Here is an 18,678-nt window from a genome sequence, read left to right as displayed (position 1 = left end):
TTAACCACTCACATAGAAAACTAAAGGTTCATAAACAGTTCGATAAACAGTACGCTGTAGAACTGGTGTGACTTCACAAGCGCCAGTTGCATAAACAATCTTGCCCTGCACTTCGCCAAACTCATTGACCAAGTTCCCTGTCGTTGCATCGATGGGAACATCGTGCAAGGTCACAATCCGCTTGTCTGCACTTCCACTGGTTGAATTGACTGGCAGTTCAAGCCCTACTGATGACGGTTGAATTGCCGACCCAGTACCAATCGTGAAAAGCAACTTTTGATTAGAATCAGGATTAACATTCGAAACCGTTTGGGTTTTCCCAGTACCGTAGTTATACGTCAGCACAAATGCTGTGTTTTTCTGCGGCAACTTCTTCGGAATGATTCGGCCTTTCCCGTTATTGAACGTCATCGATCCGATGGCATCACCAGTGAACTGTCCTGAACTATCGACCGTTGCAGTCTTGGTTTCGCCTTCCAGCTGCCATGTCGCCGTGAGGCTTGTAATCCCGTTTTGGAATAACTGAAAGTCAAAACCTGCAGGAAGTACTGGCGAATTAGCTCTTGCAAACGTGCTGATCGGGCTACCCCATTGCAGTAAAATCGGCGTGCCAACATCAGGAAGTGCGCCTGTAGTTAGCAGCCAAGTCCCTGTTTGATAGTTGATTGAGCCGCTACCAATAGAATCAGTCGCGCCAGATAAACGCCCTGTTCCGTTATCCCGAATCACATAGAACTTACCCTGAGACATATAAGAGATACTGAGTGCACCAGGTGCAGGGATAGGTGTTAATACGCCAGTCCAGTTGGTACCCTGATTCGCCGCAGTGACTGGTAGAGCATAAGACTCAAATGGCTGAACCGGTGCGGCTGCGGGTGTAAATGTGATATTCACAATCGCATTGCCTGAACCGACTGCATTGGTCCATACAATATGCCCAACTTGGTAGTCGATTGTGCCGATTTGAGTGCCGTTTACTGTGCGTAAAGTACCGCCGTTATCGATGATTGCTTGCCCAAATAAAGTGAATGAAACACTCGCAGGAAGCACACTCGAACCAATATACAAGCTTTGGTTATTGTTCACGTTAGTAGTGAATTGTGCTGTGATGGTACCGCTATTACCAGCTACCAATGCAAGGTTTTCACTGACTGCATTAAGATCTAGCAACGGCGTTTCAGTCTGCGACGATGGGATAAGCTGGCTAAAGATCGTCTTGGCTTGAATCGTAAAGCTACCCACGCCAACGTTTTGCGCCACACCTACACTGGCATAATATTTACCTGAATCTGCAATCACAGTATCGCGAATCAAAGTCGGTGATTTAGCATTTTGCCACCACTGTAGAATGCTTAGGCCAACAAAATCACGGGCAAGTGGATCATTGAAAGTATAAGTTGCAATCTTGCATTCCTTTTCACCCTCAGAACCACCGCCACCACTGCCAGCGCGAAACTTTTGAATGCGTGTTTCAACTTTTGTAATCCGAAAGAATTGAGTGAATTCATTTACAGTACCTTCATTCACCACAAGAACGAGAGTGTCACCAACACTGTTCTCGGCTTCATTGGTTCCCATCACAGCCTGAACTGACTTCATGCCGATGTACGCTGTATCAAGCAATGTCCCTACTGCTTGGCCACCCTTGGCTAAATAGCTTTCGATACGATTAGCAGCTGCGCTACGCATATCCGTATGCGACTTAGTACTAAACAGCAAAGCTGAAACATTTGGATCATCTGGATTCTTGGAAACAAAAACCGTGGACCCCATTAATGCCGCTGTATCGTTGTTATTAATGCCAGCAAAGATTTTCCGAATTGACACACGGCCCATAGTTCTATCAAGTTCCGACACATCAGGGAAAAGGTTATTACTCTCCCCATCAACCACAACTTGCCCAGAGTATTTACCGCCGCCGTCTGGTGTATCAGTCAAACGCTCAGACTTGTATAAAATTAGATTGTTAGTTTGTACCGGCATTTGGCACCTCTAAAAATTTAAAAGTGACTTCGTAGAAATCACCATCAGATACTGTTGGGAAACCTAGTACTGGCTTTGCTTCGATAGCGCCTTCCGCATGATTGAAAATCACATTGAATTGGCGGGTGTCATGCGGATATTCAAAAATTAGCGTGAATTGCTCATTCTGAAGTGCAGACCAATCCTTAATGATTGATAGTTCAGAGCGCTTTACCCAACCTTGTTCTGGTGGCGGCGTTAAAGTAATAGGTCTGCCAGACTTCTTCTTGCCTTCTTGAACAATTAAGGTGCCGTCAATTGCACGCTCTTGTGATTGCTCAATGGGCTTCCAGTCAAATTCGTCAGACCATAAAAAACCATCCTCAAGTTGGACGGTTTCATTTGTTAAATTGCGCTTGAGCTTCATTATCTTGCCCTGTTCAATTGTTCAAGTTCGGTTAGAAAATCATTCACTAAGTTTTGTTGATTAGGATCGCCTTTGAGCTCCATTTCCTTACCCATCCACTGAAATTTATAAGTAACAGTTTTAGGATTTGAGATATCAGAGCTACTTGGCACCTTAGGCGACTCAATTGACGGCGCTTGAATGTTGGGTACATTGACTGCAGGTGATTTACCACCGACCGAAACAGAGCTGCCACCTGATCCAGACTTTTTACCCTGCCAATAAGCGAGAGTGTCATCCATCTTTTTAAGTAACGGCGTACTAAAGTCAGTTACAGATCCCATTTTTAACGCTTGAGAGTAAGCAAACATCATGCTGTCTAAGGCGTCTTTGCCAGCTTTTTTGGCCTGCGCCGCATCCATGCCAGCAGCTGCTAAACGTTTCTCATAGTCAGCTGCTTTGGCTGCCATATCATCCATAGCCTGACCCATTCCTTTCGCCGTAGAAGCGGCCTGCGCTTTACGTTCAGCATCAACCTTCTTCATTGCTGCTTCCCATTCATCAGCAGTGCTTCTTGCTTCTTCACGGGCTACACGACCAAGATCACGGAAACCTTGTGAAGCTGAGCCTCGCGCCGTATCACCAACTTTATAAAGAGCATCTACAATCTCTTGAGTTGATTTTACTGAGGCTTTACCAGTCTCATCGATCTGAGCTTGTAGCCCAACAGATGCGCCTCGGGCTTTAGCGTTTGCAATTACAGCTTGATCACCCGATGCGGCGGCGGCTTGCATAACGCGCTCATAAGCTTGTTTAAGTCCTTCCGCCGTTGCTTTACCGCTGGCTTGTATAGTGTTGAAATCAGCAAGCGCTGAATCTGCAGCAAGCTTTAATTGTTCCTTGGTTTGGATGCCAAGGCGCTTAAAAGCTTGTGTCACTTCATCCGTAGATTCTGCAACTTTTTCAGTCTGTTGTTTTAATGCAAGCATGCCGTTTTCGACTTGCTTAGATGAAAACACACCCTGAGCCTCAAACTCTTTTAATTTAGCCTGAGCTGCATCAAGTTCGACTTTACTATCTGCTTTGCCTAACCATGCCTGCCATGCTTGATAAATGGTATTTGATGCATCTTGACCAACGATCCCTGACTCTTTAAGTTTTGCCTTAAGGTCATCTAATGCAACACTTCCCTGGCCAAACCCTTTAGACATGATATTTGCCGTTTTATCAATATCTATGCCTAATGCATTCCCTGCTTCACGGGCTGCATTAAGCGTAGGATTCAAGTCTTTGGCTGCGGCATCAGCAAGCTTAAAACCTGCATTGATTTGTTCGCCAGATACTTGGCCAGCAACACCCATTGCCATGAGTTTAGATTTAGCTACGTCTACTTCAGCTGTATTTTTTGCCTGACTCAACCACTTTTGCCAAGCCTGATATGTCATGTCGGCGGCTTGAGCACCAATGATTCCTGAATCTTTTAAAGAGTTCGTAAATTCTGTAAGTGTACCCTTAGAACTTACAAATTCTTTTGATGCCTTATTAACCTCAGCTGCAACGTCTATACCGAATTTTTGGCCCGCTGCTGCCGCACTTCTAAAAGCCTCTTCTTGTTGCTTAGTTTTTAAAGTTGCTTCTATAGTTGCTTGCTCTTGCTCGGTTAAGGTGCTAACTACGACCTTTCCACCTTCATCAACTGTGGTGTAATATCCTTTTTTTGCAAGTTCAAGCTGTAAATCTTTGCTTAACAACCCATCATTAGCTTTGATTACTCCATTAGCATACTCTTCGACTGCCGCTAGTTTTTGCGCCTGTAACTTGGCATTACCCAATTCCTCACTAGACTGAAGTGATAAGGTATCATCTAGTGCTTTGCGCTTTTCTGCTAATATTCTGGCATTGGCTTGAGCTTCAGATTCAATGGATCGATCTAGTCTCTTTTTCCCCTCACTTTCAAAGGCCATTGCATCATCATTAGCCTGACCAATTAGTTTTTTACCCTCAGCAATTAACCGTTCACCATTCAATTTTGCTTGTTCAGCAACATTACCCATCAACGGAATAAAGTCTAGAATCTCTCCTTGAGCTTTGAGAAAACTTCCTGCAAAAGCGATAACAGCACCACTAATAAACTCAATCGCAATTTTTGCTCCAGTAATGCCGTCACTCACTAAGCCCAAGGCAATAGAAATACCATTTAGTGTAGTATTCAAAAGATTTAAGTCTTTATCACCATCTTGAACGATGCCAAAAAATGAGCCTAAGGTTCCTATAGCATTTTTAATTAGGGTGACAAAAATGTCCTGCAATGAATTCCCTAAATCGAATGTTGTGCTAACCAAATTCTTAAAGCTTTCATAGAGACTTCCGACAGCATTTTTTAATGCCAGGATTGTTCCACCATCAACCAAGCTGCTAAATCTTGCGCCAATAGCATCAATACCTGACATAACATCTTTAAAGATTATTTTCACCACATCCATGTTGTCTGCTAAGCCAGATAACATTTGCGCAATTGATCCGGTTATATTTCCTGCCTGGGTATCCATTTCCCCTATTAAAATCATCCATTCCGTTTTGATTTTCTGTAGGGATTTATTCACGGTTAAAGGTAATTGAGCATACTCAGCATCTACTGCAGCTCTTTGCGATTGAAATGCTTTTATAACACGGCTAGTAGATAACTCACCCTCATTCGCCATTTTCCGCAGTTCACCTGTGGTCACTCCTAAAGACTGTGCCAACAGTTTAGAGATTGCTGGTGCTTGCTCCATAATACTGTTGAATTCATCGCCTCGAAGAACCCCTGATTGCAGCGCTTGAGTCAACTGGACCACAGCGGCTTCACTAGATTGTGCACTTCCACCACCAAGCTGCATCGCTTTTGTGATAGTTTCTGTTAAATCTAATGTCTGCTGTTGGGTAAGTCCCATTTGCTTACCAACATCATTAACCTTGGTAAACAGAGTGGCCGTAGCTTCTAATGATGAATTTGTACTGATAGCAACGCGCTGGACCCCATTCATTGCTTCAGCAAAATTACCACCATCTTGAGTGGCGATTTTAATTCTACCCGCTAATGTATTATAAGCATCAGCTGCATCAATTAACTCCTTGACTCCTAAACCTATCCCAAGTGCAGCAAATGCACTAACCAATGCCGTCACCCCAGACTTAAGAGTATTAACGCCTTTTTGGGCGCTATTTGCTGCACTTTCAGTCTCTTTAAGGCTTTGGTTCGCTTGGCCACTTGCTTGATGAAAATTTTTAAACGCCTGATCCGCCTGGCTTACTTCTTTTTCTAATTTATCTACTTCTGCTTGCGCACGAGCAATATCTTGTGGTGTTGCGTTCGTTGTAGAAAATGACTGTAATTTTTGCTTTGCCTGATCTAAATCTGATTTTAAAACCCCTAAGGCTTTTTCTGAAACTTTTCCGAATTCTGCGAATTCTTTTGCAGTTTGACTAGCATTCGATCCAGCACCTTGTATAGCAGCTGTCGCATTATTTAAGTTGCTTGTTAATGCTCCTGCTAGATCTAAAGTACCCTTAGGGATTAAATCTTCAATATTTTTTGAAGCTGTACTTGCATCTTTACCTGTCGCTTTTATTTTTTCATTCAGATTTTCAACCTTATCAGATGCAGAATTGGATTGTTTACCTAAATCATCTGCGGCTTTTGTGACTTTTATCATTGCTGAATTTGCATCGTCAGCTTTAGATTTAATATCATCTGGAATAATCTTACCAACTTCTTTGCCGGCTTTTTCCGATGTATCTTTAAGCTTGTCCGCTTCTTCTCTGATTGTTTTTACAATCGCTTTGGTAACATCTTCTGATTGTGTAATGTTCGATACATAGTCTTTTGTATCTGCATCCAATAAAACTTTAAATACTAGATCATTAGCCATATGCATACCTCTTTACTGATTTAAAAGATCATATAGATATGGGCACAACATATCCGTATGGTAAAACTAAAAAATAAGACAATAAAAAACCCGACTCATGGTCGGGCTTTAAATACTAAATATGTTACTCAAATATACTTGCGCAATGTTTGCATTTTCGAGCATCAATCCTAATAAGCTCCTTACAATCGGGGCAATTTTTTAATTCAATTCCATTTTCATCAAATTTTATTGACCCATTTTCACTTTTATTAAATGCATATGCATCTGCGGCAACTAATTTAGTTCCAGAGATTTTAGGTGGCTCTATATTTTGTTGTTGATTTTGAATAGGTCGAGGGATGAAAAGTCTTACATTGCTACTTCCGCAAGCACTGCAGACTTTACCGCTTGATCTTCGCCAAATTTCATAAACAACACCAGGTAATATCCCCCAAAAAAGTAAAAAAATAGTTATAGCAACACTGCCTTTCGTTTTTGTTGCCCCTACATGCCCACAGACAATGCATTCAACAGTTTGAATACTCATTTTTTATCACCTAGAAGTCACATCAATCTTTAAAACTTTTTTCCCACATACTATAACTGTATACAAAGACATATCGATTTCATATTTATATTCAGTTGCAGCACATACTACGCCGTTTTCGTTATATACAAAATAACGTGGCTTTGATCGCCCTAGTTTAGAAATCATGCTCTCTTCAGTATCACCTATAAATACCGCTTCCGTTGTTGTTCTAATAGAGCGCGTATCGTGAGCAAGAACATTTGCTGAGATGAAAATTGAAATAACCCCTAATATTAAATACTTCATAATTCAAACCATTTGTTATATTGCACATAATTTATCAAAAGGCGGATTTTAAGTCATCAAAATAGTTTTTAATCTAACTGCTTCAAATATTTTTCAAATCCACTTCTATCAGTATTGTTCGCAACACGCGTTGCCACGGCGTAGGATTTGATTTGCTGTCGTTCTAAAGCTTGTGCTTCTTTTAAGTACTGCAAAAATGCCCCATAAGTCAGATTCATAAGATCATCGTGCCGGTGGCCATTCCTCACCAAATATGCAAAAGCATAAAACCAACTTGGGTTATCAGCCTCATCTCTTGAACGATTGCGCCGTTCTTCTTTTTTAAAAAATGCATCGTTCACTTGGATGATCTTTAAAACAAGCTCAGCAATCGCGCTGATTTGCGCCGTGTGCTTTATAAACTGATCTGGGCTAATATCCGCAACCAGTGAGCACAAACCCATGATATTAAGCAATTGAGGCTCAATTAACGGCGTAATTGTTTCTATTGAATAACTTTCCAATGAGTTTTTAATGTCATTGGCATATATGGCGAATCGTTCCAAGTTCTTCACTTGGATCTGTAATATATGGATTTCATGGTCAACAAAAACATGGGGCAATGATTCATTGTTCGCTAGAAAGAAGTCATTCATAGAAAGAATCCTGAAAGGTACAGGCACAAAAAAAGACGCTTATGCGCCCCTGTGCCTGTAAGTTCTGTTTTACGGTGTAGTTACTTTGAAACGTTCAATGTGACCGAAAACACTTAGCTCTGCATCATTCGCTTTGCTATTGTCTGCGATCGTATCGCCTGAGATTGAGAACTTATTAAAATCCTCATTGATCAGGTCGAACTCTGTTTCAGGTGAGAAGGTTAAACGATGCAGCTCGACAACAACTTTATCGCCAGTGTAAGTATCAATGCCTTTGAACAATGCCTTGTACTCAGTACCAATATTATTGGCAATCACTGTCCGTGTTTTTGCAGCTGCGGTACCTGACCACTTCACTGCACCAGTAACTGTTTCAACAAAAGTTACAGTGCCAAATACTGAATCAAGAACATACTTGCTTGCATCAATAGCAGCATCGGCACTGTCTTTAAAAGTAACACCAGTTAGATTACGCAGACCAAGGTCAATCATTGAGCCAACTGTAATCGTCCCTAATGAAACATCAGTAATAGTTTTTGACGGGATTTCAAGGCTCTTACCACTCATGACAAGTGCAAGACTATCTTTGTTCACTGTATCAAGCTCACCATCAATTTCGACACCAGTCTGCTTGTATAACGTTGCGTCCTTGGCGCGATAGCCATAGCGACTATCAAAATGATCAGTTTTATCTGATGTAATCTTCAATTTTAAAGATGGCATGTTGCCAATTGCTAATAATGGACCTGGTACACCATTAACGTATTTTGCTAAATGCAGTTCGCCTTGTAGCGAGAGTAAATCAGGCTTCGACATTGTTTTCCCCTACCTGTTTTTTGTTTGGTTGTTTTACCTCTGCTTTGGGGATCTGCTCTACTGAAGCTTTTTCCTCAATTGCTTTGATAATTCCGTCACTTTCTAATTGGAGGATTTGCGCAATCGGCAAGGCTCCAATTGTCTCGCCCTCAGCCCAACGGCCAACAGGCTTTAATGCTTTATATTGCTTGGTCATGAATACCTCATGTGAAAACTTGAATTTCAAACATAAAAGGGAAATAAGCAAAGCCAGGTGAATTACCAATTCGCACCGGTGAATTCGCTCGTTTGAACATTCGATATCCTGGCACTTGAGGATTAAATCCCTGCAGTGTATCCAAGAGCTTCCGAATAAATGGATCTGCTTCTTTACGAAGTGTGTTTGTATTTTGCAGTTGAGCCTCAGCATCCCGAATGCACAGCACTACTAACCATTGCTGAAAAATGGTTGCAGAACTTCCATTGCTGGCACTTTCACCCACTCGATCATCAAAATAGATAACACTGATTGACGGCGCATTATTAGTACCTTCGAGCATTGTTTCGATTGTAAATGGGGTGTTAACATCCAAAATCTCGGGCATTTCTGTTTGAAGTCTTTCAACCAATAGCGGCTCTACTGCAAAATAGTCATTAATTGCTGTCATAGTTACACCACAAAAATTCCCGTTCCAACCATCCGCTGCGGCTGATCATCAGCTACAGGAAAAATCAGAACTGCCTTACTTGTTGCAATCTGCTTTAGCCAACTAATTGCATCCTCATAATCTTGCCGGACGATTTCAGTTGGCCTGTCTTTGTATAAGAAATAACGCGCAATCACAGCAACAGCTCTTTTTACAGGTTCTGTTGTGCTGGGTAATGGTAAAGGGTATTGAACAGCAATATAGCCGTTTACCATTTCTTCAGCATCTGAAATGGCTTTTTCTGACGTTGGTGGGTGTTCTCCGTCAGTGCGTGCAATATTGCGTTCAAGCTTTACTATCTCATTGTCACCGAACCGCGCTATCAATTCTTCACGGGATAAATAGCCCATTTATTTCACCACTCTATAAGTGACTGATTGGCGTAGTTGGCCAGTATCAATTAAAGGCTTGCTACTGCCTTTTCGTTTAATTGTTTTTGGCTTAAGCGGAACAAACTTTCCGTTAATCATGTAACTTTGAACATCAGCCTGAGCCTCTTGCCCCAAGAATTGCCATGTAGCTGCCATCGAGGTTTTACCCAAAAGCATTGGTTTTAATTGCCCTAAAAGGTACTGACTGTATTTACCCTGGTTTAGCTGTAAACTTGCACGAAGGAAAGAACGCTCAGGAATATTTTTACCAGGTGCACCAAATTCATGGATTGCTGCTAAATCAGCCATATCAATTGAACGCTTACCACCATGCTTTAAGTCTGTGATTCTCGGTTTACCACCGAACACCCCCACTTCAGCATGGCCAGTAATCTTAGTTGCTTGAGACACCAACTTATTAAAAAACCAGTTTCCTGTCTGAATGATACTAGTTTTTACCTTCATGCATTTTCACCAGTTATTTGGCTTTATCTAACTTGGTTTGAAGATCTTTAAGTGACTCATCTTCACCAAATTCGACATTGAGGCTTGATAGCTCAGCTTTGATTTCAGCGATTTTTGCTTCTTCAGCTGCCTTTGCAGCTTCTGCAGCAGCACCACCGCCTTTAGCCCCGGATTTCGCCTTTTTAACATCGGTGACAATTAACACACCTGACTTTTCCAAAGCTGTGAAAACAGGATGATTGGCTAAAGCATCATGCTGCTCATCTGTAATTTCTACTTCTTCGCCTTTCGGCAGTACGATTGGACCTACTGCAGTACGTGCAGAAACGCGACCCATTTCACCCTGATATGTATATTTCGGCATTTTCATTGCTCCAAAAATGACTAAAGCCGCTTAATTGCGGCTATTTAGTCATGATTTTTATGTTGGTTAATTAAGCTTTAGGAACATCCATATAACGCAAGCTATCTACACGCTTGAGCCATACACCTTGATATAAGTAATAACCTGGTGTGAAAAGATCTAGACCTTTTGCTTGTGGTGCCAAGAACTCTAAGTCTTTAGGGATGCGCATTTCAATACAACCAGGATCACGGCGATAGACTGTAATACGGCGAATGCCACCAACCCCCATACTTTCGGTACGTGAAGTACTTCGGATCGTCAGTTTTTTCCCTTCAAGTGCAAGTAAGTTATTTTTAGAAACCCATTCAAAAATTGTGGTTTCTAAATTTGCCGCAATACGGCGTTGAGTAAGAATGCGCATCAGACTTGTTGGCAGGATAACCGTATCTGGAACGATTGAAGGATTGAACTCACTCGCTTCAATCGCATCAGATAAAATGTCGTTAAAATCGGCAAGAATCTCATCTGGTGTTGCTGTTTCCCATGCCTTTAAAGCCGTTTGAACGTTCACACCAATTTGGTTAAACAAGCCACGCAATCCAGAATTGATATCACCAACCCAAGCAATACGAGACATATGCTTTTCAAATGCTAATCGTGCTGCTTGGATCTTGTCAGTTTCAAGAGTAATACCCGCTTGGGATGCCGTGGCCAATTCTAGAATCGAATATTGATAACCAATTGCCCCTGAACGAACCCCAAGGTCAACGGTATCATAAAATACCTCGGCCAATGGAAAGTCGTCACCTGTGCCACTATGGTCCTGACCTTCACCCACACCATTTTTACGTTGTAATGTATGCTTGGTACCAACCACTGCAGGGAAATTGGATTTCACTGGAATATACGAAGCATATTCGGTTGCTTCTGTCATTTGCGGTGTCATTTCATTACTTGTTTCCAAATTAACAAGTAGTGTCACCAGATTTTTAAGATTAAATGCATCGCCCACCTGGGCCTGCATGATAGGTGCTACACCACCAAACAGGGCGAGCTTTCGATTAATAAGTTGTTCACGATTCATGTATTAAGCCCCGCGTAATTGAACAATAGCCTTTCCATCAGCACTAGAAATGCTGTCCCAAGTTGCACCGACTAACTCGGTACCATCCGTTGCACTGGTCTGCAATGAACCCAGCGGATTATTTGTTGTTGCGTTCGCTGTACGCACGTAAACCTTGCCACCTGTTGCAGTAATCGGCACGGCGGGCTTCACCCAAATTCGACCAACGCGCATAACAGGAGGCACATCGAATTGCTTGTAAGCCTCTTTACCATTCGCGTCAGTTCCGTTTTTCCCAATGTGCTGGTGCACAATGATGCCTACAGGTCGCAATACACCATCTACAGCCGCACAACGAACGCCGTCACCAGCATCACACGCAACTTGGCCATCATTTAATGTTCCTGCACCTGCCATAGGCATAGAGCGAACATCTTCAGGGGTACTTTTTAGGCGCTGCCCTACCAGCGCGACATTTGCATTAAGTTGCATTCGCAAACTCCTTAAATCTCTTTTTTCCAAGCTGTTGTTTTGTCATAACCCTGTTCTTGCGGGCTGCCATCCCCACCTGCAGGCGGGGTAGTTTTGCTATCTCCTGCATTGATGGTATTAAGCGGGTGTGGTTTATTTTGAGTTCCACTGGTGGCAACCAATGCACGGAAAACCATGTCAACTTGCTCAGGCTTAGCATCACCAACTGTAACTGCCCCCAAGATTGCGCCAACAATTGCATCGCCTGCTTTAGCTGTGATGGCTTCGCGCTTAATTTGCTCACATGAACATCCTTCTGTTTTCACACTTGCATTGAGTTTTTTTGCATCAGTGATAACTGCTGCACGCTCATTTGCTAATGCTTCAAGCTTTTCAGGGGTGACTTGATTCGCTTCAAGGGTAGTAATCTTTTCAGCATTGGCTTTTGCATCTGCAATTACCTTATCAATCACGGCTTGAACTGCAGGTAATTCAGAAACTGAAAATTCCTGATCACCGATTTTGATTTTTGCATCAGCCGCCTGCTGCAATGTGGCCAAAAGGTCCTGATCCTTTTTAAGGGCAGCTGCTAATGCAGAATTATCTGCCACATCAAAAGGGATGCCGTTTACAATGATTTGCATTGTTTTCTCCATATTGTTTGGATTTGGTTTTTGATCACCAATGCGGCAATCGCCACCACATCGGCCATATTTGACGAGGGCAATATGATCGCCAAAGAAGTTTTTAAATTCAGCTTGGTACGGCGTACCATCTGGTGCTGTTCCGCTGATAAAATACAATTCAGCGCCGTAGCCTAGCGATAGCTCTAAACGCTCTTGGCTTTGGATCTGATTGATCACATCGCTATCTTTGATTAGCAAATCCCCTACTAGGAAATCACCTTCCTGTCGCACGTTTGACAGTGTTCCGATCGAGTGAGTTTTCCATGTAGCTGCATTTACTGTATTACCAGGAGGGTGATTGTCAGTAACATCCACACCTTGATAACTTTGAATAGTTTCAGGTCTAAATAGCTCCTCAGCAGAACTGTAGACATTGATGACTTGATCAGGGGTATAACCCTCGATCCCATTAAATTCACCAGCGTAGTACTGACGTACCTGAGGTGCCTTGCCGAGTCGGGCATCTTTGCACAATAAAAAACCCTCAGGGGTGAGGGTTCTTGTCGATTGTGCAGGTGCAAAGTCACCCAGCTTTAAGTGAAGTAAATAACGTTTCATTTCTCATCCTTTCTATTTTGCTCTGCCATTACCTGCTCAGGCGTTGGCGCATTCTTATCAAATAAATGCTTTGTATAAGGTATGGCCACACAACGACAACGAATGGGAATACCAGGATGCCCATCATCAGGCGGATTATCCCAAGCAAATAAAAGCCCATCCCTAGGGCGATGAGAATGCCTTACCCTCTCATCATGACTTGTTGACCAGGTGTAGTGCGTTATACCTAATTTTTGCTGTCTGATTTGTGTTAGTCGCCCATTTATTTTTCCAAGCTGATCAATTGCAATTAAGAGAGCACGTGAATCGGTAGACTTACCAATTTTAAGTATCTCTTGTTTAATAAAATCTGCTCTCTGGCCAGTCTGCAGCCCTGTTAGAATTGCGCCCTCGATCAAATCAAAATATAGACTTGGTATAGATCGAATGAGACGTACATTTGCAGCAATAGCATCTTCAACGGCGTTCTGCAGATCCTCATCACGCATGAGGCCTGTAAAGACTCACGATTAAGCTGTGCCAATGCTATAACTGGGCAATTAAAATCTTTCGCCAATGCTTTTAAATCACGACTAATTGAGCTGACTTCTTGATAGCGGTCTTTCTTGCTTGGATCACGCACTAACTGCAAGTAATCAATAACAATGCAGCCAAGGCGCTTATATTTGCGTTTCGCCTTACGTGCATAAGAATGGATTTCAGCTATCGTTGGCTTTTGCTTATCTTCGATATGAATTGGCAGTTTACTGAAACGCTTTTGAGCATCTGCAAATTGGCCTAACATCCCATCAAACAATTCAGCATTGTGAATATTGTCATATGGGATTGAAGTCAAAGCAGAGATACAACGATTCGTAAAGGTCTCTACATCCATCTCCGCTGACACCACCAGAACAGGTTCGCGATACTGGATTGCAGTCTGGATCACAAGCATTTGAGCAAGTGTTGACTTTCCTGATCCTGGACGACCTCCTACTACACAGAAATGACCTTTTTGAATCATTCCTACCAGGTGATCAACATGAGTAAGGTTGAATTGCACACCAGTGTATTGCTTGTTTGCCTTAGCCTCAGCCTTTTGGATCAATCGATCCGTAGCGCGCGAGATAGCCTCATATTACGGATTAGCCCCTCATATACACACCAAACCAATCGATGGAACAGTATTTTTAGATGAGCCATTTCCTGAAAACTTTAGTCCTGATGAAGATGGTTTAGGGGTTTATACACATTGCCTAAACTGTGGGGGTGACGGTACTTATGATGGCGTGGTTTTAGAACCAAAAGCGGATGCGGAGGAAAGTTAAATGTCACGCTTAACAAAGTTGGACCGAATGACTTCTGAGGAAAAAGCTGCTGAAGCAATTAAATATTGGGCAGCTCCAAATGATGCCACTTTCACACCAGAGGTTTTGGCAATTGTTTATAAAAAATCTTTACCTTGGTTCCAGCTAAAACGTTGCGCTGGTGGAGGCATCCCATTCAGCAAAGAAGGACGCACTATCCTCTATAAGAAGCAAGATGCTATGGATTATTTCTCCAAACAGTTCCATGAAAGTACATCATCAGCCGCTTACATTTAGCGGCTTTTTTCTTTGTAGGCGTGTAGGCGTTTTGTAGGCAGTCTACAAAAAAACTTGTAGGCAATTTGTAGGCATTTAGATTATTGCGAATTAGTGTATATTATTGCGAATTAGTGCAATTTTTAAAATATAGTGATTTAAATTAACGACTTAGAGAGGAAATTTATTGCGAATTATTGTTTATTATTGTCTATTGTTGCGAGGTATTTTTTGTAACTTTTGAATTATGAGTCCGCTGCTCTAACCAACTGAGCTATAGGCCCTAAACTTGAATCATATTGTGTATATGATGAATACTGCCTGATCTTAGTTAAATTTAACTTAAATTACAAGCAGATGATTTTATCAAATTACCAAAATAATGTTAAAAATCATAAACTGCGCTGATTCTATCTGATCTCCCCAGCTTGAGTAAAGATCTTAATGTGCTATTTTGATCATTAATAAGCCATCTAAATTTCTTTTTATCTGGTATTTTCGGATATGTATTTTCCTGAAAAGTCGTATTACACTGCTGCAATTCAAAGCCTATGATGACAAACATGAAAAAATTTTTAGGAAAATCTATTTTTAAAGCAACAGGTTGGGAATACAAGGTTGATCCGGCCATTTTAGAAAAGAAACAAGTCATTATCGGCTTCGAACATACTTCCAATTTAGATACCATTCTATCACTCGCATTATTTGAAATTTTAGAGTTAAAAATTCATACCTTAATCAAGAAAGAATTGTTTAAAGGTCCATTAAAACCAATTTTAGAACGTTTGGGTGGCATCCCTGTTGACCGTAAAGCCAACAAAGATATTGTCACGCAAATGGTTGAACTATTTAATCAAAATGACAGTTTTAATCTGGTAATTGCACCTGAAGCAACGCGTGCCAAAGATAGTGAAGTACGTAACCCCATTCGTACGGGTTTCTGGCATATCGCTAAAGCTGCCAATGTGCCCATTATTTTAATGTATGCCAATGCACGTACCAAGAAAGGCGGCATTCTAGGGAAAATTTATCCAAGCGATCTACAATCAGATCTAGAAAAGATCAAAGTACTTTATGCCGAATACGACATAGACGTCAAAATTAGCTAATTGATTCAATCTATTTGATCAATCTTTGACGCCTGATCAGGATTTTAAAGTTTGAATATGAGCGATGCTAGTTTTCAACAAAACCATCGCTATGCTAATATTCCTGCACTTTTTTTAAGTTTTATTTTTTGGAGTTACTTCCATGGCGGGTCATTCTAAATGGGCCAATATTAAGCATCGTAAAGCTAAACAAGATGCCAGTCGCGGTAAAGTTTTTACTAAATATATCCGTGAAATCGTAACCGCTGCACGTTTGGGCGGGCCAGATGCTGCAAGCAACCCACGTTTACGTGCTGTTGTTGAAAAAGCACTTTCTGTGAATATGACACGCGATACCATCAATCGTGCGATTCAGCGTGGCGCTGGTGGCGAAGATAACGATGATTTAAAAGAAGTCACCTATGAAGGTTATGGTGTTGGTGGTGTTGCGGTTATCGTTGAGACCATGACCGATAACTTAAACCGTACTGTACCAGATGTCCGTCATTGCTTCTCTAAAACCAATGGCAACTTGGGTACCAATGGTTCAGTGGCTTACCTATTCACCAAGCGTGGCGAAATTTCTTTTGAAGATGTTTCTTTGGAAGACAAAGTCATGGAAGTTGCTTTAGAAGCAGGTGCTGACGATATCGAGATTGATGAAGATACGATCTTAGTTATCACGAGTCCTGAAAGTTTTGGTGATGTCCAAGATGCGCTTACAGCTGCAGGTTTAAAATCTGACAATGCCGAAGTTGTAATGAGCCCATCGACTAAAGCTGAAATCAATGATATCGATCAAGCTAAACAAATCATGAAAATGATTGATATGCTTGAAGATCTTGACGATGTTCAAAACGTTTATACCAACGTTGAATTCTCTGAAGATGTATTAACGCAACTTGATGCTTAAGCCACTCAGACGAATAAAAAAATGCATCTTTTTAGATGCATTTTTATAGCTTATTTAAAAGTTTATAGCAGTTAAATACGTTGTATTCTTTAATCACAAAACTTGAATGCAGTGCAACCACACTGTCTATTTTACCAATACGGCGTAATAGAATTTCACTATAGTCATCCATATTACGTGCCACTAATTCCAAAATAAAATCAGCACTCTGCCCCGTTACGAGAAAGGCATTGGTCACTTCTGGAATATCTTCGATTTCTTGTAAGAACTTATCAAAGGTTTCACTGTCGTGTTTGCTCAATGAAACCTGTAACAGAATATGTAAACTAAAACCGAGTTTATTAAAATTAATTTCTCGTTTCAATTGCCCCATTACTTGGGATTCAATCAAGTTCTTAATCCGACGATGCACTGAACTCACCGAAAGATTGATGCGTTCTGATAGTTCATTCAGATTGACATCTTCATGGGTTAAAATTTCAAGAATTTGTTTATCAAAACGATCCAATTCCATTCTACAGTTCTCACTCTGAATTTATGTTTTTATCGGAACTGCTCACTCAGTAATTTTTAAGGGTCAAGGGAAAACATTCGTTTAACTTTTGACAATGCTGCATGGATAACGCAAACATGATTCCGATAAACTTTTGATTTATCTCTGTCTCAAAGCCGAAACAAGACCTTTTGAGCAACTGTTCAACTGATCTCCCAATAGTTGAACAACTCGTTTCGATCCCCATCACACCCTGAAACATAAGATAACAAAGCCTTTTTATAATTATTTCCCTCTTTTCAGTTTTTTAAAGTAAATTTGGCAATAATTTCTAATATTTTCTGCTTAAAACGAATTTTCTTTTAAAAATTAATTTTATTCATTAATAATTTTTTACTTTATTGGTCATTTTTCTATTTTATTTCCCATAAAAAGCCCCAATTCAACAATCAGGGCTTTTTTAACTCAAAAAATCATTTATAAACCGCGCCAATCGACACGTGCGTTTCGTTCAGTGGCATAAATACGCTGTACATATTGTCCAATCGGCAAATCAGATAAATAATCATGATATTGTTTCAATTCGCCATTAAATTGCTCATTATCATCATTCTCCAATTCCCACGGTGTGCCTTTAATCACCAATAACGGCGCAAGAATAGAACAAACAGCTATATCGGCCAAGCCCAGACGATCACCGACCATATAACGGCCTTGATTATCGATCAAACGCTGGTTGAGATCGGTAATCAACTCCGTCATACGTAGTTTGGACTGCGCCACTTTTTCAGGACTCAGTTTATAGTTGGTCGACACCAGACTTTTTAATATTGGTTTAGAAATCTTTTCAAACTGACGTAAATAACCTTGCTCACCCATCATGATTTCAAGCGGATGATCACCCACTGACAACGCATGTGCCAATGACCAGCGACGAACATGGACACCAAGTTCATCAGTCAATTTGTCGATTTCTAAAGCTTGCTCGCGCAACTGTTCATCCCGTCTAAGCAAAGCATGCTCAGGATAGGTACTATCCAGATATAAAGCGATTTGTGTTGAATCGGCTATCCAGTGTTTATCATCTTTCAACATCGGCAATAAGTATTGCCCAGATTTCAGATAGGTAAAAGCACGATGAAAACCAGGAATTAAATTATGTGCCACATAGTCCAATTCCTTATGATCTAACAACCAGCGAGCTTTTTCACAATAGTGAGACAAAGGAAATTGGTATAAAACCCGCATAGACTCTCCAAATTTATTTTTCTACTCAATCAAACCGAAGGTTTTCCTTACTGTAGAAGTAAAAATGAATGAATACAATGTCCTTTTTGCTCGATCTTTCATAATTTCAGCGAGTTTGCTTTATAAATATTCGTGGTGAGATTATTCCTTTATTTCATAGAAAAAGACTTTTCGCATTGAT

General features: G+C 41.1%; 22 protein-coding genes and 1 pseudogene. 4 read left to right on the top strand and 19 right to left on the bottom strand.

The window, feature by feature from the left end:
- The 17 genes and pseudogenes from NQU59_RS11235 to NQU59_RS11155 all read right to left on the bottom strand — a co-directional run.
- The gene (locus tag NQU59_RS11235) at positions 1-1,983 is read right to left on the bottom strand and encodes a hypothetical protein (RefSeq protein WP_257063484.1); all 1,983 of its coding nucleotides are present in this window, start codon (positions 1,981-1,983) and stop codon (positions 1-3) included.
- Positions 1,967-2,389 carry a hypothetical protein gene (locus NQU59_RS11230; RefSeq protein WP_257063482.1) on the bottom strand — a complete coding sequence of 141 codons (423 nt, stop codon included), beginning with the start codon at positions 2,387-2,389 and terminating at the stop codon, positions 1,967-1,969. Before NQU59_RS11230 ends, NQU59_RS11235 begins: the two co-directional genes overlap by 17 nt.
- Entirely contained in the window at positions 2,389-6,279 is a 3,891-nt protein-coding gene (locus NQU59_RS11225) for a tape measure protein (RefSeq protein WP_257063480.1), read from the bottom strand. The genes NQU59_RS11230 and NQU59_RS11225 overlap by 1 nt, the downstream gene beginning before the upstream one ends.
- A gap of 124 nt (positions 6,280-6,403) precedes the next feature.
- Positions 6,404-6,808 (bottom strand): Pmp3 family protein, encoded by a 405-nt coding sequence (locus NQU59_RS11220; RefSeq protein WP_257063479.1) that lies wholly within the window; start codon positions 6,806-6,808, stop codon positions 6,404-6,406.
- A 6-nt stretch (positions 6,809-6,814) separates the two neighbouring features.
- On the bottom strand, positions 6,815-7,096 hold the full coding sequence (locus NQU59_RS11215) for a hypothetical protein (protein WP_257063478.1): 282 nt from the start codon (positions 7,094-7,096) through the stop codon (positions 6,815-6,817).
- 68 nt (positions 7,097-7,164) lie between these two features.
- Complete coding sequence (locus NQU59_RS11210; RefSeq protein WP_257063477.1) at positions 7,165-7,731, bottom strand: hypothetical protein; 567 nt, start codon at positions 7,729-7,731, stop codon at positions 7,165-7,167.
- Positions 7,732-7,800: 69 nt separating this feature from the next.
- Complete coding sequence (locus NQU59_RS11205) at positions 7,801-8,547, bottom strand: phage tail tube protein (protein WP_257063476.1); 747 nt, start codon at positions 8,545-8,547, stop codon at positions 7,801-7,803.
- Entirely contained in the window at positions 8,534-8,743 is a 210-nt protein-coding gene (locus NQU59_RS11200; protein ID WP_257063475.1) for a hypothetical protein, read from the bottom strand. Before NQU59_RS11200 ends, NQU59_RS11205 begins: the two co-directional genes overlap by 14 nt.
- Before the next feature lie 7 nt (positions 8,744-8,750).
- Positions 8,751-9,194 carry a phage tail terminator protein gene (locus NQU59_RS11195; RefSeq protein ID WP_257063474.1) on the bottom strand — a complete coding sequence of 148 codons (444 nt, stop codon included), beginning with the start codon at positions 9,192-9,194 and terminating at the stop codon, positions 8,751-8,753.
- A gap of 2 nt (positions 9,195-9,196) precedes the next feature.
- Positions 9,197-9,583 carry a gp436 family protein gene (locus tag NQU59_RS11190; RefSeq protein WP_257063473.1) on the bottom strand — a complete coding sequence of 129 codons (387 nt, stop codon included), beginning with the start codon at positions 9,581-9,583 and terminating at the stop codon, positions 9,197-9,199.
- Complete coding sequence (locus NQU59_RS11185) at positions 9,584-10,069, bottom strand: hypothetical protein (protein ID WP_257063472.1); 486 nt, start codon at positions 10,067-10,069, stop codon at positions 9,584-9,586.
- 13 nt (positions 10,070-10,082) lie between these two features.
- Entirely contained in the window at positions 10,083-10,433 is a 351-nt protein-coding gene (locus tag NQU59_RS11180) for a hypothetical protein (protein WP_257063471.1), read from the bottom strand.
- Between the two features lie 70 nt (positions 10,434-10,503).
- Positions 10,504-11,499, bottom strand: coding sequence for a DUF2184 domain-containing protein (locus NQU59_RS11175; protein WP_257063469.1), 996 nt, complete (start codon positions 11,497-11,499; stop codon positions 10,504-10,506).
- Between the two features lie 3 nt (positions 11,500-11,502).
- Positions 11,503-11,970, bottom strand: coding sequence for a structural cement protein Gp24 (locus tag NQU59_RS11170; protein ID WP_257063467.1), 468 nt, complete (start codon positions 11,968-11,970; stop codon positions 11,503-11,505).
- A gap of 11 nt (positions 11,971-11,981) precedes the next feature.
- Positions 11,982-13,193: a DUF2213 domain-containing protein gene (locus tag NQU59_RS11165; protein WP_257063466.1), complete on the bottom strand. Its 1,212-nt coding sequence runs from the start codon at positions 13,191-13,193 to the stop codon at positions 11,982-11,984.
- Complete coding sequence (locus NQU59_RS11160; RefSeq protein WP_257063464.1) at positions 13,190-13,591, bottom strand: phage head morphogenesis protein; 402 nt, start codon at positions 13,589-13,591, stop codon at positions 13,190-13,192. The genes NQU59_RS11165 and NQU59_RS11160 overlap by 4 nt, the downstream gene beginning before the upstream one ends.
- Before the next feature lie 101 nt (positions 13,592-13,692).
- Positions 13,693-14,307: pseudogene (locus tag NQU59_RS11155) on the bottom strand (DnaB-like helicase C-terminal domain-containing protein); the annotation flags it as partial.
- Between NQU59_RS11155 and NQU59_RS11150 the strand changes: the two are divergent.
- The 4 genes from NQU59_RS11150 (at position 14,249) to NQU59_RS11135 (ending at position 16,756) form a co-directional block, all read left to right on the top strand.
- The gene (locus NQU59_RS11150; protein ID WP_257066256.1) at positions 14,249-14,500 is read left to right on the top strand and encodes a hypothetical protein; all 252 of its coding nucleotides are present in this window, start codon (positions 14,249-14,251) and stop codon (positions 14,498-14,500) included. The pseudogene NQU59_RS11155 and the gene NQU59_RS11150 sit on opposite strands and share 59 nt — an antisense overlap.
- Positions 14,501-14,776, top strand: a complete 276-nt coding sequence (locus NQU59_RS11145) for a DNA-binding protein (protein ID WP_208727777.1) — start codon at positions 14,501-14,503, stop codon at positions 14,774-14,776. It begins immediately after the preceding gene.
- A gap of 542 nt (positions 14,777-15,318) precedes the next feature.
- Positions 15,319-15,864, top strand: a complete 546-nt coding sequence (locus NQU59_RS11140) for a 1-acyl-sn-glycerol-3-phosphate acyltransferase (protein WP_005240993.1) — start codon at positions 15,319-15,321, stop codon at positions 15,862-15,864.
- 142 nt (positions 15,865-16,006) lie between these two features.
- Positions 16,007-16,756 (top strand): YebC/PmpR family DNA-binding transcriptional regulator, encoded by a 750-nt coding sequence (locus NQU59_RS11135; RefSeq protein ID WP_005240991.1) that lies wholly within the window; start codon positions 16,007-16,009, stop codon positions 16,754-16,756.
- Positions 16,757-16,799: 43 nt separating this feature from the next.
- On the opposite strand, the gene NQU59_RS11130 is transcribed toward NQU59_RS11135, so the two are convergent.
- A complete protein-coding gene (locus tag NQU59_RS11130; RefSeq protein ID WP_004661600.1) occupies positions 16,800-17,270 on the bottom strand; it encodes an Lrp/AsnC family transcriptional regulator in 471 nt (156 codons plus the stop codon).
- A 456-nt stretch (positions 17,271-17,726) separates the two neighbouring features.
- Entirely contained in the window at positions 17,727-18,497 is a 771-nt protein-coding gene (locus NQU59_RS11125) for a glutathione S-transferase family protein (RefSeq protein ID WP_043973518.1), read from the bottom strand.
- Positions 18,498-18,678 lie beyond the last annotated feature (181 nt).

The organism is Acinetobacter colistiniresistens, from assembly GCF_024582815.1.
Classification (GTDB): Bacteria; Pseudomonadota; Gammaproteobacteria; order Pseudomonadales; family Moraxellaceae; genus Acinetobacter.
This window is presented reverse-complemented; position numbering and strand designations above follow the sequence as displayed.